Annotated in this window: 11 protein-coding genes; 7 read left to right on the forward strand and 4 right to left on the reverse strand. The window is 73.3% G+C overall.

Annotated features, from left to right (window positions below; all coding sequences use genetic code 11):
* Nucleotides 1–6 precede the first annotated feature (6 nt).
* The 5 genes from ACWDXC_RS08545 to ACWDXC_RS08565 all read left to right on the forward strand — a co-directional run bounded on the left by ACWDXC_RS08545 (nt 7) and on the right by ACWDXC_RS08565 (nt 6,346).
* Nucleotides 7–1,035, forward strand: coding sequence for a FecCD family ABC transporter permease (locus ACWDXC_RS08545; RefSeq protein WP_449979559.1), 1,029 nt, complete (start codon nt 7–9; stop codon nt 1,033–1,035).
* Between the two features lie 2 nt (nt 1,036–1,037).
* The gene (locus tag ACWDXC_RS08550; RefSeq protein ID WP_449979562.1) at nt 1,038–2,087 is read left to right on the forward strand and encodes a FecCD family ABC transporter permease; all 1,050 of its coding nucleotides are present in this window, start codon (nt 1,038–1,040) and stop codon (nt 2,085–2,087) included.
* Nucleotides 2,084–2,857, forward strand: a complete 774-nt coding sequence (locus tag ACWDXC_RS08555) for an ABC transporter ATP-binding protein (protein ID WP_219510630.1) — start codon at nt 2,084–2,086, stop codon at nt 2,855–2,857. Before ACWDXC_RS08550 ends, ACWDXC_RS08555 begins: the two co-directional genes overlap by 4 nt.
* A gap of 137 nt (nt 2,858–2,994) precedes the next feature.
* Nucleotides 2,995–4,653, forward strand: a complete 1,659-nt coding sequence (locus tag ACWDXC_RS08560; protein WP_449979565.1) for an ABC transporter ATP-binding protein — start codon at nt 2,995–2,997, stop codon at nt 4,651–4,653.
* Between the two features lie 10 nt (nt 4,654–4,663).
* The gene (locus ACWDXC_RS08565) at nt 4,664–6,346 is read left to right on the forward strand and encodes an ABC transporter ATP-binding protein (RefSeq protein ID WP_449979568.1); all 1,683 of its coding nucleotides are present in this window, start codon (nt 4,664–4,666) and stop codon (nt 6,344–6,346) included.
* A gap of 12 nt (nt 6,347–6,358) precedes the next feature.
* Here ACWDXC_RS08565 and ACWDXC_RS08570 read toward each other — a convergent pair whose 3' ends face one another.
* Both ACWDXC_RS08570 and ACWDXC_RS08575 read right to left on the reverse strand, forming a co-directional pair.
* The gene (locus ACWDXC_RS08570; protein ID WP_449979571.1) at nt 6,359–7,129 is read right to left on the reverse strand and encodes an SAM-dependent methyltransferase; all 771 of its coding nucleotides are present in this window, start codon (nt 7,127–7,129) and stop codon (nt 6,359–6,361) included.
* A gap of 142 nt (nt 7,130–7,271) precedes the next feature.
* Nucleotides 7,272–8,399 (reverse strand): alpha/beta hydrolase family protein, encoded by a 1,128-nt coding sequence (locus tag ACWDXC_RS08575; RefSeq protein WP_375074547.1) that lies wholly within the window; start codon nt 8,397–8,399, stop codon nt 7,272–7,274.
* Nucleotides 8,400–8,564: 165 nt separating this feature from the next.
* Between ACWDXC_RS08575 and ACWDXC_RS08580 the strand changes: the two genes are divergently transcribed.
* Nucleotides 8,565–10,178: a bifunctional aspartate transaminase/aspartate 4-decarboxylase gene (locus ACWDXC_RS08580; RefSeq protein ID WP_449979574.1), complete on the forward strand. Its 1,614-nt coding sequence runs from the start codon at nt 8,565–8,567 to the stop codon at nt 10,176–10,178.
* Nucleotides 10,175–11,869: an aspartate-alanine antiporter gene (aspT, locus tag ACWDXC_RS08585; protein ID WP_449979577.1), complete on the forward strand. Its 1,695-nt coding sequence runs from the start codon at nt 10,175–10,177 to the stop codon at nt 11,867–11,869. The genes ACWDXC_RS08580 and aspT overlap by 4 nt, the downstream gene beginning before the upstream one ends.
* Here aspT and ACWDXC_RS08590 read toward each other — a convergent pair.
* Together ACWDXC_RS08590 and ACWDXC_RS08595 are read right to left on the reverse strand one after the other, a co-directional pair.
* The gene (locus tag ACWDXC_RS08590) at nt 11,859–14,105 is read right to left on the reverse strand and encodes an Orn/Lys/Arg family decarboxylase (protein ID WP_449979579.1); all 2,247 of its coding nucleotides are present in this window, start codon (nt 14,103–14,105) and stop codon (nt 11,859–11,861) included. The two genes, aspT and ACWDXC_RS08590, sit on opposite strands and share 11 nt — an antisense overlap.
* A gap of 68 nt (nt 14,106–14,173) precedes the next feature.
* A complete protein-coding gene (locus ACWDXC_RS08595; protein ID WP_449979581.1) occupies nt 14,174–14,572 on the reverse strand; it encodes a hypothetical protein in 399 nt (132 codons plus the stop codon).
* Nucleotides 14,573–14,697: the final 125 nt, after the last annotated feature.

Genomic DNA, 14,697 nt, shown 5'->3' on the forward strand with positions numbered 1-14,697 from the left:
CCGACGATGAGCAGCTCGACCTCTCTCGGACGACGAGCCTCGGCCCTCGGGCCGGGGCTCGCCCTGCTGTGCGTGCTCCTGGCCCTGATCGCCTTCCTCAGCATCACGCTCGGCTCACGCTCGATCGGCCTGCCCGAGGTGCTGAGCGCGCTGGGCAGCATGGACGCCGACGCGTCGTTCAACAGCACGGTGACGCTGGAGCTGCGCGTGCCCCGCACGCTGATCGGCATCCTGGCGGGCGCCGCGCTCGGCGTGGCCGGCGCCATCCTCCAGGGCGTCACCCGCAACCCGCTGGCCGACACCGGGATCATGGGCATCAACTCCGGCGCGGCCGTCTGCGTGGTCTTCGCCATCACGGTGCTCGGCGTGCGCGGCGCCGGCGTCTACGTGTGGTTCGCCTTCGCCGGGGCGATCGCCGCCCTCGTGCTCGTGTACGCGATCGCGTCGCTCGGCAGGGAGGGCGCCACCCCGGTCAAGCTCGCCCTGGCCGGAGCCGCCGTCACCGCGGGCCTGGCCTCCGTCACCACCGGGGTCGTGATGACCAACGTGGACGCGCTCAACGAGCTGCGCTTCTGGCAGGTGGGCTCGCTCGCCGGCCGCTACACGCCGATCCTCGCCGGGGTCGCGCCGTTCCTCATCCTCGGCCTGATCGCGTCGCTGGCGTTCGGGCGCACGCTCAACGGGCTCGCGCTCGGCGAGGACCTGGCCCGCGGCCTCGGCCAGCACGTCACCCGGACCCGGGTGGCGGCGTTCGCCGTGGTCGCCGTGCTGGCCGGGGCCGCCACGGCGGCCTGCGGGCCGATCGTCTTCGTCGGGCTGGTCGTCCCGCACGTCGCCCGGTTCCTGTGCGGTCCTGACTACCGGTGGATCCTGCCGTACTCCATGCTGCTCTCGCCCATCGTGCTGCTGCTGGCCGACGTGCTCGGCCGGGTGGTGGTGGCGCCCGACGAGCTGCAGGTCGGCGTGGTCCTCGGCGTGCTCGGGGCGCCGGCGTTCGTGGCCATCGTCCGCTACGGCCGGATGTCGGAGGCGTGAACATGACCACGACCACGACCGTCTCGACCACCGGCGCCTTCCGCGCCATCCGCCGCCGCAGGAACGCCCGCGCGCTCGTGGTGACGTGCGCGCTGACCGTGGCCGTCGGCGCGCTGTTCGTGCTCACGATGATGGTCGGCAGCTTCCAGCTCACCGCGGGCGAGGTCATCGCCTCGGTGCTGCACCTGCGCGAGGACCCGAGCGTCGACTTCGTCGTGCGGGGGCTGCGGCTACCCACGGCGGCGGCGGCGCTGGCCGTCGGCCTCGCCCTCGGCGCCGCCGGGACGATCTTCCAGCAGTTGCTGCGCAACCCGCTCGCCTCGCCCGACTTCGTCGGCATCAACTCGGGCGCCGGGCTCGCCGCCATCACCGGGATCGTGCTGCTGCAGGCCGGCGGCCTGGCCGTGAGCGCACTCGCGCTCGCCGGCGCGATCGTCGCCGCCCTGCTCATGTACGTGCTCGCCTGGCGCGACGGCGTGGCCGGCTACCGGTTCATCCTCATCGGCATCGGCGCCGCGCTCTTCTTCGACGGGCTGATCGGCTACATGCTGACCCGGGCCCGGCTCAACGACGCCCAGCAGGCGATGCACTGGCTGACCGGCTCCGTGGGCCAGGCCGACGCCGCCGAGCTGCGGCTCCTGCTCGCCGCCGTGGCCGTGCTGCTGCCTGTCGCGCTGCTGCTCCAGCGGCAGTTGCGCGGGCTCGAACTCGGCGACGACGCCGCCCGCGCGCTCGGCGTCCGCACCGAGCTCAGCCGCGCCGGGCTGCTCGCCACCGCGGTGGTGCTGACGGCGCTGGCCGTCGCCGTGGCCGGGCCGATGATCTTCGTCGCGCTCGTCGCCGGGCCGATCGCCAACCGGCTGCTCGGCCCGGCCACCGGCGGGATCGTGCCCGCCGCGCTGGTCGGCGCGACGCTGGTGCTCGTCGCCGACCTCGTCGCCGTCCACCTGTTGCCGACGCCGCTGCCCACCGGCGTGGTGACCGGCGCGGTCGGCGCGCCCTACCTGCTGTGGCTGCTGGCCACCACCAACCGGCAAGGAGCGGGTGGATGACCCGACTGCACGCCGAGGGCGTGACCCTCGGATACGACGACCAGCCGATCGTGACCGGCCTCGACGTCCGGATCCCCGACGGCAAGGTCACCGCGATCGTGGGGGCCAACGCGTGCGGCAAGTCCACGCTGCTGCGCGGCCTGGCCCGGCTGCTCAAGCCCCGGGCGGGCGCCGTCTTCCTCGACGGCAAGGCGATGAGCGAGCTGGGCACGCACGAGGTCGCCAAGACGCTCGGACTGCTGCCGCAGACGCCCGTCGCCCCCGACGGCATCACCGTCGCCGACCTGGTCTCGCGCGGACGCTACCCGCACCAGGGCTGGTTCCGCCGCTGGACCGACGGCGACGACGACGCGGTCACCCGCGCCCTCGAGGCCACCGGCACCGCCGCCCTGGTCGACCGGCCGATCCGGCAGCTGTCCGGCGGGCAGCGGCAGCGCGTGTGGGTGGCGATGGCGCTCGCCCAGGACACCGACCTGCTGCTCCTCGACGAGCCCACCACCTACCTGGACATCAATCACCAGGTGGAGCTGCTGCGGCTGCTGCGCAAGCTGAACGCCGAGTCCGGCAAGACGATCGTGGTCGTCCTGCACGACCTCAACCTCGCCTGCCGCTTCTGCGACCACGTGATCGCGATGGCCGACGGGTCCGTCGTCGCCGAGGGCGAGCCCACCGCGGTGATCACCGCCGAGCTGGTCGAGAAGGTCTTCGGCCTGTCCTGCGTCGTGGTGCCCGACCCGGTCGCCGGCACGCCGATGGTGGTGCCGTCCTGACCACGACGACGACGGCGGGACCGGCGACCGCCCCCGCGGCCGCGCTGCGCACGGCGACCGGCCGGGAGGCTGCCCGCTGGGTCGCCGCGCACTGCCGCCGCTCGCCCTGGCTCGCGGCCGGGGCCGCGCTCAGCACCGTGGCCGGGGCCGGGCTCGCCGTCCTCCCGGTGCTCCTGCTCGGGCAGGTGGTCGACGGCGTCGTCGGGGGAGAGCCGCAGTCCATCCTGGTCACGATCGGCGGGCTCATGGTGGCCGCCGCGCTGCTGGGCGCCGCCGCCACGGCCGCGTCCACGTACCTGATCGGCAGGCTCGGCGCGGACCTGCTGGCCGGGCTGCGGGAGGCCGCCGTACGGGCCGTGCTGGGGATGCCGAGCGCGCGGGTCGAGCAGGTCGGCCGCGGCGACGTGCTGTCCAGGGTCGGCGACGACGTGGCCGTGCTGTCCAAGGGCATCCGCACGGCCGTGCCCACCGTGTTCTCCGCCGGGGTGCTGGTCGTCATCGCCACCGCCGGCATGTTCGGGCTGGACTGGCGGCTCGGCCTCGCCGGCGCGGGCGCGCTGCCCGCCTACGCGCTGGCGCTGCGCTGGTATCTGCCCCGGTCCGCCCCGCTCTACAAACGGCAGCGCGAAGCCCAGGCCGACCGCGCGCAGGCGCTGATCAGCGGCCTCAACGGCATCGACACCGTACGCGCCTACCGCCTGGAGGAGGACTTCCGCGAGCAGGTCACGCGCGAGTCGTGGCGGGTGCGCGACCTCGGCATCGAGGTGTTCCGCTTCTTCGGCAGGTTCGTCGGCCGGGAGAACCGCGCCGAGTTCATCGGCCTCACCCTGATCATCGTGGTCGGCTACGCCCTGCTGGAGGCCGACGCCGCCACGCTCGGCGAGGTGTCGGCCGCGCCGCTGCTGTTCCACCGGCTGTTCAACCCGCTGGGCTCCATCATGTTCACCTTCGACGAGGCGCAGAAGTCCGGCGCGAGCCTGACGCGGCTCGTCGGCGTGCTGGGCGAGGCGGCCGAGGACCGGCTCGTGGGCAGCGCCGCCCCCGCATCGGCTGACGTCACCCCGTACCCGGTGACGGTCGAGGGGCTGACGTTCGGCTATCCCGGCGCGAGCGAGCCGGTGCTGCGGGACGTGAGCCTGACGATCCCGGCGGGCGGGTCGCTCGCGCTGGTGGGCGCGACGGGCGCGGGCAAGACCACGCTCGCCGCGCTCGTCGCGGGCATCGGCACCCCGCAGGCCGGGTCGGTGCGCGTCGGTACGGCCGACCTCGCGGACCTGGACGAGGCCGGGGCGCGGGCCCTGGTGAGCATCCTGACGCAGGAGACGCACGTGTTCTCCGGCCCGCTCGCCGACGACCTGCGGCTGGCCGCGCCCGGCGCGACCGACGAGGAGCTGATGGCCGCGCTGCGGGTCGCCGGCGCCGACGGCTGGGCCGAGGCGCTGCCCGACGGGCTCGCCACCAAGGTCGGCGAGGGCGGCGAGCGCCTGGACGGCACCACGGTCGCCCGGATCGCGCTGGCCCGGCTGGTGCTGGCCCGCTCGCCGGTCGTGGTGCTGGACGAGTCGACCGCCGAGGCGGGCAGCGAAGGCGCCGCCGAGCTGGAGCGGGCCGTACGGGCCGCCTGCCGGGGCCGCACCACGCTGCTCGTGGCGCACCGGCTGACCCAGGCCATGACCGCCGACCGGATCGCCGTCCTGGACGCCGGGCGCGTGGTCGAGCAGGGCACGCACGAGGAGCTGGTGGCCCTGGGCGGACGCTACGCGCGGCTGTGGCGGGCCTGGCGTGCGGGAAGTTAGGAGCGAGCGCATGTCGTCCCTCACGGGGTCCGTCATCCTGCGGACCGCGCTGCGGCGCAACCTCGGCGCCATGACCGGGGGCACCGTCCTCATGGGCCTCTACCAGGCGGGCGAGACCGCGTTCCCCATCGCGCTCGGCCTGATCGTCGAGCACACCATGCGGGACCGCACGCTCGGCTCGCTCGGCCTGTCGATCGCCGCACTGCTCGTGATCATCACGACCGTGTCGCTGTCGTGGCGCTTCGGGATGCGCATCCTGCAGAAGGCGAACGTCACCGAGGCGCACCGCTGGCGGGTGGAGGTCGCCGCCTGCGGGCTGCAGCCGGTCGCCAGGGACGCCGACCTCAGGTCCGGCGAGGTGCTGACCATCGCCACCGAGGACGCCGACCAGACCGCCGACATCATCGAGGTGGTGCCGCTGCTGGTCAGCTCCCTCGTCGCGGTGCTGATCAGCGCCGTGGCGCTCGGCCTGGCCAGCGTGTGGCTCGGCCTGCTGGTGATCGTCGGGACCGTCGCGATCCTGACGACCCTCAGCGTCCTGTCGCGCCGGATCGGCGCCGGCACCCGCGAGCAGCAGGCCCGGGTCGCGCGGGCGGGCGCGAAGGTCGCCGACCTGATCACCGGCCTGCGCCCGCTGCACGGCTTCGGCGGCAACGCCGCGGCCTTCCAGTCCTACCGGAAGGTCAGCGGGGAGGCCCGCCACCAGTCGATCGTCGTCGCCCGCGCCAACGGCGCGTACGCGGGCGCCGCGCTGGGGCTCAACGCGATCCTCGCCGCCGTCGTGACCCTCGCCGCCGGCTGGCTCGCCTTCCAGGGGCAGATCACGATCGGGCAGCTCGTCATGGCCGTGGGACTGGCCCAGTTCATCATCGAACCGCTCAAGCTGTTCTCCGAGATGCCCAAGTACGTGATGGTCGCCCGCGCGTCGGCCGACCGGATGGCGCTCGTCCTGGCCGCGCCGCCGGTGATGACGCCCGGCCGGGGCCGCCCCGCGCCGGGCGGGGACCTGGAGGTCGACTGCGTCCGCCACGGGGCGCTGCGCAAGCTGAAGTTCCGGGTGGCGCCCGGCGAGTTCGTCGCGATCGCCGCCTACGAGCCGCGCGCCGCCGCCGACCTGGCCGCGGTGCTCTCCCTCCGCGTCCCGCCCGGCGCGTACGAGGGCGTGGTGCGGATCGGCGGGCGCGCGGTGGCGGACCTGTCGGTCGAGGCGGTCCGCGAGCACCTGCTCGTGAACCCGTACGACGGGGAGATCTTCGCCGGGACCCTGCGCGGCAACATCGACCCGTCGGGACGCGGCCGCCTGGTGTCCGAGGCCGTCGCGGCGTCGATGCTGACCGACGTCGTCGCCCTGCACGCCGAGGGCCTCGACCACGGCGTGCGCGACCGGGGCGCGAACCTGTCGGGCGGGCAGCGCCAGCGGCTCTCGCTGGCCCGCGCCCTGGCCGCCGACACCGACGTGCTCGTCCTGCACGACCCGACGACTGCGGTCGACGCGGTCACCGAGCAGCTCATCGCCCGCGGCATCGCGGACCTGCGGCGGGGCCGCACCACCGTGGTGATCACCAGCAGCCCGGCGTTCCTGGACGCGGCCGACCGGGTGCTCGTCCTCGACGGCGGCATGGTCACCGCCGAGGGCGCGCACCGCGACCTGCTGGCCGCCGACGAGCACTACCGCCAGGCCGTGGCGCGATGACCCGCGGCCGGGCTACGGCTTGCGGCCGAGGCCGCCGACGATCACCCACGGCAGGGCGGGCAGGCCGTTCAGCGGGGACCGCCAGCTCCGCACGTCGGTGAGACCGGGCTCGACCAGCTCGAAATCGCCGAAGAAGTCGCCGATCCGGGCGCGGGTGCGCGGCGTCAGCGCCGTGCCCGCCATCCGGAAGCCCTGCTTGGCCGTGGCCATGACGTGCTCCGGCGACTCGTCGGCGGTGTGCGAGACGAGCAGGTGGCTGCCGGGCGCCAGCGCCCGCCGGTATTCAGCGACGATGCCGGCCGCGTTCTCCTCGTCGGAGACGAAGTGCAGGATCGCGGCCATGAGCACCGCGACCGGCTGCCCGAAGTCGATCAGCTCGCGGGTGAGCGGGTGGCCGAGCACGTCGCCAGGGCTGCGCAGGTCGGCCTCGACCACCGCGACGTCGTCGTCGGTGGCCAGCAGCGCCCTGGCGTGGATCGCCACCGTGGGGTCGGAGTCGACGTAGACGACGCGGGTGCCGGGGGCGCCAGAGCGGGCCACCTCGTGCACGTTCTGCTGGGTGGGCAGGCCGGCGCCGATGTCGACGAACTGGCGGATGCCGGCCTCCTCGACCAGGTAGCGGACCGCGCGGCCGAGGAAGGCCCGGTTGTCGCGGGCGGTCTGCGACGCCTGCGGGTTCTGGGCCAGCATGGCCTCGGCGGCCTGGCGGTCCGCCGCGAAGTTGTCCTTGCCGCCCAGCAGGTAGTCGTAGATGCGCGCCCCGTTGGGGATGCTGGTGTCCACCCCAGGCACAGCCGAGCGTCCGTCTTCTCGCACTGAGTCCCCCAGCCATTTCATGATTCTTCAGGAAATGCTGCCATATATCGGCGTCGCGCGACCGATCAAGCCGCCAAGTGGCTGTGGCAGTCGTGTGGCGGCCGGCGGCCTACCAGAACCTCACCTCGGGATAATCGGCCGACGGCCGGTCCAGCAGGGGCCGGTGCCGCCCCTTGAGGTGCGTGTCGAGGAACGCCGTGACGTACGCCCGGGTGATCGCGATCCCGCGCTCGCCGTCGATCGGGAACTCCGGCAGCCCGAGCTGCGGCAGCAGCACCCCGTAGTCGACGAAGCTCATGTGCTCGGCGCCGGTCACGGTCAGCCAGCGCTTCCAGTCACTCTTCACGTGCGGCCAGAACTGGTCCCAGGAGCCGTCCCGGCCGCCGGAGTCCGGCTGGTGCCGGGGGTTGCCGATCATCATGAACGGCTTGTCCAGCGGCTCGGCCGGCGTCTTCGGGTTGTAGGTGCCGTCCAGGTTGACCGCCGCCCGGACCCGGCGCGACCCGGACAGCAGGTGCGCGGCGCTCTGGCCGCCGACCGAGTGGCCCACCATCGCGATCCGCTTCTCGTCGATCAGCCGGTTCCAGCGCTTGTCGGCTTCGAGCCGCCGCAGCACGAACTCGGTGTCGGCCGCCCGCACCCGGGCCACCTTCCGGCCCGTCTCCTCCGTCTGACCGGCCTTCCCGGCCTCGAACGTGGTGGTGCGGCCGTCGGGGAACGTGGTCGCCAGCGACTCGTACGTGTGCTCGATCCCCGCCACCAGGTAGCCGCGGCTGGCGAACTCCTCGGCCAGCGAGGTCAGCGTCGCGCGGGGCATCGTCATCCCGGGCGACATCACCACCAGCGGCCAGCCGCCCTTCCGCTTCAGCGCGGGCGCCCCGGTCCGGGAATGGGTGGGGGTCTCGGCCAGCGTGCCGGGCGGCACGTCCTTGAGCCGGGGCTCGCTCCTGATGAGCAGCTCCGACTCCTTCGGCGTCAGGTAGCGGGACGGCTTTCCGCCGCCCGCGCGTGCCGGGTACCACAGCGACACCATCAGCTCCCGCGCCTTCGCGGTCGGCACCCAGGGGTCGGGCCGGGAGGTGTCGACCAGGTGCAGGTCCTGCTTGCCCACCCGGTGGTCGCCGGTCGGCGCGGGCAGCGAGGTCACCGGCGCGGCGGCGGCGGCCGGGGGAGCGATCAGCGGGGTCGTCAGGGAAGCGGAGAGCGCGAGGACGCTCGCGGCGACGGTCTTCTTCATGGGATCAACCGTGCCGCGAAACCGCCCCGGGGCGTCCCCGGCGAAAGTCCTCGCCTGCCCACGACTTTCGTAGGGGGTGCCGTGCCGCGCTCTCTGCCGGTTTCACCCGTTTCCCGCCAGGGCAGACACCTCACGATCCCCCACCGCACGCCAAGGGGGAGCGTCATGGCCGGCCGCGACGAGGAACGACGCTGGGAGTCGCTGAGCCCGTTCGAGCTGAAGGACGAGCTCATCGCCCTCGCAGGCGAGAGCCAGCGCCAGAACGCCGTCACGATGCTGAACGCCGGCCGGGGCAACCCCAACTGGATCGCCACCGAGCCGCGCGAGGCGTTCTTCCTGCTGGGCCAGTTCGCCGTCACCGAGTCCAGGCGCACCTGGCCGGAGTTCCCCGGCCTGGGCGGGCTGCCGGGCCGCGAGGGCATCGCCGGCCGGCTCACCGCCTTCCTCGGCGAGCACGCCGACCGGCCGGGCGCGAGCCTGCTGCGCGACAGCGTCGAGTACGGGACCGGGCGGCTCGGCTTCGACGCCGACGCGTTCGTGTGGGAGCTGACCGACGCCGTCACCGGCGACCACTACCCCGAGCCCGCCCGCATGCTGCGGCACGCCGAGCAGGTCGTGCACGCCTACCTGGTCCAGGAGATGTGCGGCGGCCGGACCCCGCGGCGGCCGTACGACCTGTTCGCCGTCGAGGGCGGCACCGCCGCGATGTGCTACGTCTTCGACACCTGCGTCATCAACGGCCTGCTGCGCCCCGAGGACACGATCGCGCTGATGACGCCGATCTTCTCGCCCTACCTGGAGATCCCGCACCTGGAGCGCTACCGGTTCAAGACCGTCGAGATCCAGGCGGCCAAGACCAACCGCGCCGGCCTGCACACCTGGCAGTACGACCGGGCCGAGCTGGACAAGCTCGCCGATCCGTCGGTGAAGGCGCTGTTCCTCGTCAACCCGTCCAACCCGCCCTCGGTGATGCTGGCCGAGGAGTCGCTGGAGCGCATCGCGGAGATCGTCCGCACCTCCAACCCGGAGCTGGCGATCATCACCGACGACGTCTACGGCACGTTCGTGCCCGGGTTCCGGTCGCTGATGTCGGCGGTGCCGCGCAACACGATCGGCGTCTACTCCTTCAGCAAGTACTTCGGCGCCACCGGCTGGCGGCTCGGCGTCATCGCCGTCAACCAGGACAACGTCTTCGACGAACGGCTCGCCCGGCTGCCCAGGCCGGACCTGGACCGGCTGGCCGACCGCTACGGCACCATCAGCCTGCGGCCCGGCGACATCAGGTTCATCGACCGGCTGGTGGCCGACTCCCGCCAGGTGGCCCTCAACCACACCGCCGGCCTGTCCACGCCGCAGCAGACGATGATGACGCTGTTCGCGCTGTCGTCGCTGCTCGACAGCGACGGCTCGTACCGGGACACCTGCCGCGCCGTCATCGCCCGCCGGCTGGACGCGCTCACCGAGGGGATGGGCGTGCCGATCCCCGACGACCCGCTCGCCGCCCACTACTACGTCGAGCTGGACATCCTCAGCTTCGTCCGGCGCACGTACGGCGACGAGTTCGCCGACTGGCTGCAGCTCACGTACGAGCCGGTCGACCCGGTCTTCCGCCTGGCCGAGAAGGGCTCGGTGGTGCTGCTGAACGGCGGCGGCTTCGACGGCCCGCAGTGGAGCGTCCGGGTGAGCCTGGCCAACCTGGACCACGACGCCTACCTGAAGATCGGCGGCTGGCTCAAGGAGATCGTCGACGGCTACAAGGCCGAGTTCGACGCGTCATGACCTGGCTGAAGGAGCTGCTGCGCGGCACGCCGGAGATGGCGCTGTTCGTGTCGCTGGCGCTCGGGTACGCGATCGGCAAGGTCAGGGTGGGCGGGCTCTCGCTGGGCGGCATCGCCGGCACGCTGATCGTCGCCATCTTCGTCGGCATGTTCAGCGGCGTCACGCTGAGCGACCAGGTGAAGAACATCGCCTTCGCCCTGTTCATCTTCACGCTCGGCTACATGAGCGGCCCGTCGTTCTTCGCCAGCCTCAACCGCCGGAGCCTGCGTTACGGCTGGTTCACGCTGATCGAGGTCGTCGCCGTGCTGACGGTGACGACGCTGGCGATCCTGCTGCTGCGCCTGGACGTGGGCACCGCCGCCGGGCTGATGGCGGGCGGCGCCACCGAGTCGGCCGTGGTCGGCACCGCCACCGACGCGATCTCGCGGCTGCCGCTCCCCGCGGCCGAGATCCGGGCGCTCCAGGCCAACGTCGGCACCGCCTACTCCATCTCCTACATCTGCGGCCTGATCACGATCGTCCTGCTGACCAGCCAGATCGCCCCCGCCGTGCTGCGGTTCAGCCTCAAGGACGAGGCGGACAAGCTGTGGCGGCGCATCAGCGGCGGGCAGCCGGGCGAGGACGCCACGACGGCGCTGCCCGGCGTCGTCGGCCGTGCCCAGCGGGTGACCGCCGCCGCGGGGAGCACCGTCACCGAGGTGGAGACCGCGCTCGGCGGCAGCGCCACCGTGGAGCGCGTGCGGCGCGGTGACCGGAGCATCGACCTGCGGCCCGGCACCGTGCTCGCCGACGGGGACGTGCTCGTGCTGTTCGGGCGGCGCGAGGACCTGGTGCGCGCCGACGACGTGGTCGGCCCGGAGGTGTCCGGCACCGGCGCCCTCGACCTGGAGCTCGACCAGGCCGACGTGCTGCTGACGCGCAAGGACTTCGCCGCCGCCCCGCTCGGCGACCTGCGGCGCGAGATCCCGGCCGAGCAGCGGCACGGCGTCTACGTCACCGGCATCACCCGCATGGAGCAGGGGCTGCCGGTGCAGCCGGGCACCACGATCAACCCCGGCGACGTCATCCGCGTGACGGGGGCCGGCAAGGACGTGCGCGCGTTCGCCGAGCGCTTCGGCGTCCGGCTCGACCAGAGCGTCAAGGCCGACTTCGTCTTCATCGCGCTCGGCGTCATCCTCGGCATGCTCATCGGGAAGATCACGGTGCCGCTGGGCGGCATCCCGCTGTCGCTCGGCACCGGCGGCGGCTGCCTGCTGTCGGGGCTGCTGTTCGGCTGGATCCGCGCCAAACGGCCCACCATCGGCCAGTTCGACTCCGCCGCCGCCACGGTGATCAAGAACCTGGGGCTGGCCACGTTCATCTGCGCGGTCGGCCTGTCGTCGGGGCCCGCGGCCGTCGCGCTCGTCGGCAAGTACGGCATCTCGCTGCCGATCGCGGGCGTGCTCGTCACGCTCGTCCCGGCGACGGTGTCGCTGCTGGTGGCCTTCAAGGTGATGAAGCTGGCGCCGCCGCTCGCCCTGGGCGCCGTCGCCGGTCAGCAGTGCTCCACCCCGGCGATCACCGCCGTGCAGGCGCAGGCCGGCAACAGCACGCCGCTGATGTCGTACACGATCGTCTACGCGCTGTCGAACGTCGTGCTGCCCCTGCTCGGCCCCGTCGTGGTGGCCCTGGCCCACGCCATCACCGGCTAGCGGCCCTGACGACCTGGACGCGGTAGTGGCCGTCGGCGTCGCGGTGGGCGCCGTGGATGTCCGTGGCCAGAGCGGGGAAGGCGCGGTCGAAGTCCTCCAGGGCGCGCAGGTACGTCATCAGCGGGCCGTCGGCGGGGCCGGTCGCCTCGCCGGGCATCAGCATCGGGATGCCCGGCGGCGTCACCACCACCGTGGCCGCCGCGATCCGGCCCGGCAGCTCGGCCAGCGTCACCGCCTCGGTGCGGGACCGGATCATCGCCTGGTAGCAGTCGGCCGGCGTCATCACCTGCTCGGGCAGCCTGGTGAACACCTCGTCCAGCAGCTTGCCCACCCCGGAGTCGCGCAGCTTCTCGTGGACCAGCGTGCAGAACTTCTGCAGCGACACCGTCGCGGGCCCGAGGCCCGGCAGCACCTCCGCCAGCGGCAGGTCGTCGTCGTAGGCGTTCTTGAAGTCGGTGAGCGCGTCGATGAGCGTGCCCCACTTGCCCTTGGTGATCCCCATGGAGAACAGCACCAGCAGCGTGTGGTCGCCGGTCTTCTCCACCACGATGCCGCGCCGCGCCAGGTAGGCGGCGACGATCCGGGCCGGGATGCCCCAGTCGAGCGTGCCGGTGACGGCGTCGGCGCCCGGGCAGATGATCGTCACCTTGACCGGGTCGAGCAGGCAGTAGCCCGCCGACATGCCGTCGAACCCGTGCCACGCCGCCCCCGCCTCCATCGTCCAGCAGGACGGCTCGGCGCACAGCAGCGCCGGATCGGCGTCGGCGAAGGAGTGCACCTGGCCGGTGCGCGGGTCGGTGACGGCGGAGGGCTGCCAGACGCCGAAGAACCAGTCGGAGCGCTGCCCGTCCTCGCGGATGCGGTCGGCCAGCCGCACCATCGCCTGCCGGAACCGGACCGCCTCGACGATGGCCTCCCCGGTGAGGAACGGCCCCGCCGGGCCGTCCATCATCGCCGCGGCCACGTCCAGCGAGGCGATCAGCGGGTAGAGCGGTGAGGTGGAGGCGTGCATGAGGTACGTCTCGTTGAACGCGTCGTAGTCGACCGGGGCGCGCTCCGACGGGCGCACGTGCACCATCGCCGCCTGCGACAGCGCGGCCAGCAGCTTGTGCGTCGACTGGGTGGCGAACACGGTGGGCCGGCCGGGTCCGGGCAGCGTGCGCTCGTCGATCGCCATGCCGTAGCGGCCGGCGTAGAGCGGGTGGAACCGGGCGTAGGCGAACCACGCCTCGTCGAAGTGCAGCCGAGGCACGCCGGCGCCGAGCAGTTCGCCGACGCGGACCGCGTCGTAGCAGACCCCGTCGTACGTCGAGTTCGTGATCACCGCGTAGGCCGGGTCGCCGTCGGCGAGCGGGTGGGCGGTGATGCGGGCGCGGATCGCGGGCGGCTCCAGCGCGGCGGGCGGGATCGGGCCGGCCAGCCCGAGGCCGTTGCGCTCGGGCACCAGGTAGACCGGCCGGGCGCCGCTGATGGCGAGCGCGTGCTGGACCGACTTGTGGCAGTTGCGGTCGATCAGGACGGTGTCGTCGCGGGCCATCGCGTGGTGGCCGACGACGCGGTTGGCGGTGGAGTTGCCGTTGACCACGAAGAACGTGCGGTCGGCGCCGAAGACGCGGGCGGCGTTGCGCTCCGCCTCGCCGATGGGGCCGGTGTGGTCGAGCGGCGAGCCCAGTTCGCCCACGGAGATCGACAGGTCGGTGCGCAGCAGCCGTTCGCCGTAGAAGTCGAAGAACGCCCGTCCCACGGGCGACTTGAGGAAGGCGACGCCGCCGGCGTGGGCGGGGGTGTGCCAGGAGTAGCGGTGGTGGTCCTCCAGCCGGCGCAGGGCGGCGAAGAACGGCGGCAGGATCTTCTCGGAGTATTCCTCGGCCGCGTGGGCGATGCGCCCGGCGATGAACTGCGGCGTGTCCTCCAGCGGGAACACGTAGCCCTGGATGACCTCGTACACCCACAGGGGGAGCTCCTGCTCGTGCGTCATCAGGAACACCGGCAGGCCGCGGAAGCGCCTGCCCACCGCGCCGAGCAGCTCCTCCGCGCCGGGCGCGTCCCAGGCGGCGAGCACCGCCGTCAGCGACGCGTCCGAGCTGACGACCGCCAGGGCGTCGGCGGCCCGGTGGGTCCAGCGCACCTGGAGGCCCTCCTCGGCCATGGCGGCGCACACGCGGCGCAGCTGCTCGGCGAGCGCCGAGTCGGCGTCGGGGCGTTCGGTGACGGCGGCGAGGACGGTTCGCTCCATGCGGCACTCCCTGGGGTTTCGGACGGCGGCTCCCGGCCGCCGGGCGGCGGCCGGGAGCGCTCACGGGGTCAGTCGGCGCAGATCGCGAAGACGCTGATGCCGACGTCGTTGTAGCCGTCCTGGCGGCCGAGGCCGATCCAGCCGCGTCCGTCGTCGGTCGGGAACGAGCCGACGAGGATCGCCCGGTTGCCGCGCGCCTCGGCGCCGCCGCCGAGAACGCGCTTGGAGCCGGGGCAGTAGAGGGTGCGCCGCTGGAAGTTGGGCACGTTCGCGTTGGGCAGGGTGACGAGCTGGTAGCCCGGCGGCAGCGCCGACGCGGCGGTGGCGGTCTGGGCGGTGGCGGTCTGGGCGGTGGCGGTCTGGGCGGTGGTTGCGGTGACGGTGGCCGTCGCCGGGGCGGCGGAGGCCAGGCAGGCGGTGGTGGCGAGCGCGGCGAGGCCGGTGAGTGCCACTCGGTTGAGCTTCATACGGGCTCCGTTCGGGTCTGCGTCCTCGGCGCACGCGCATGGTGCGGGATGGGGGACCGGGGACGGCGTTCGAGGGTACACGTGCAGTATTGGCGCAACTACTGAGCGTGTCGATGGGAAATCTC

This window comes from Nonomuraea sp. NPDC003214 (genome assembly GCF_053590035.1).

Coding starts and splice junctions, on each gene's coding strand:
- ACWDXC_RS08545 (WP_449979559.1), top strand. CDS start 7: ATGAGCAGCTCGACCTCTCTCGGACGACGAGCCTCGGCCCTCGGGCCG.
- ACWDXC_RS08550 (WP_449979562.1), top strand. CDS start 1,038: ATGACCACGACCACGACCGTCTCGACCACCGGCGCCTTCCGCGCCATC.
- ACWDXC_RS08555 (WP_219510630.1), top strand. CDS start 2,084: ATGACCCGACTGCACGCCGAGGGCGTGACCCTCGGATACGACGACCAG.
- ACWDXC_RS08565 (WP_449979568.1), top strand. CDS start 4,664: ATGTCGTCCCTCACGGGGTCCGTCATCCTGCGGACCGCGCTGCGGCGC.
- ACWDXC_RS08575 (WP_375074547.1), bottom strand. CDS start 8,399: ATGAAGAAGACCGTCGCCGCGAGCGTCCTCGCGCTCTCCGCTTCCCTG.
- ACWDXC_RS08580 (WP_449979574.1), top strand. CDS start 8,565: ATGGCCGGCCGCGACGAGGAACGACGCTGGGAGTCGCTGAGCCCGTTC.
- aspT (WP_449979577.1), top strand. CDS start 10,175: ATGACCTGGCTGAAGGAGCTGCTGCGCGGCACGCCGGAGATGGCGCTG.
- ACWDXC_RS08590 (WP_449979579.1), bottom strand. CDS start 14,105: ATGGAGCGAACCGTCCTCGCCGCCGTCACCGAACGCCCCGACGCCGAC.
- ACWDXC_RS08595 (WP_449979581.1), bottom strand. CDS start 14,572: ATGAAGCTCAACCGAGTGGCACTCACCGGCCTCGCCGCGCTCGCCACC.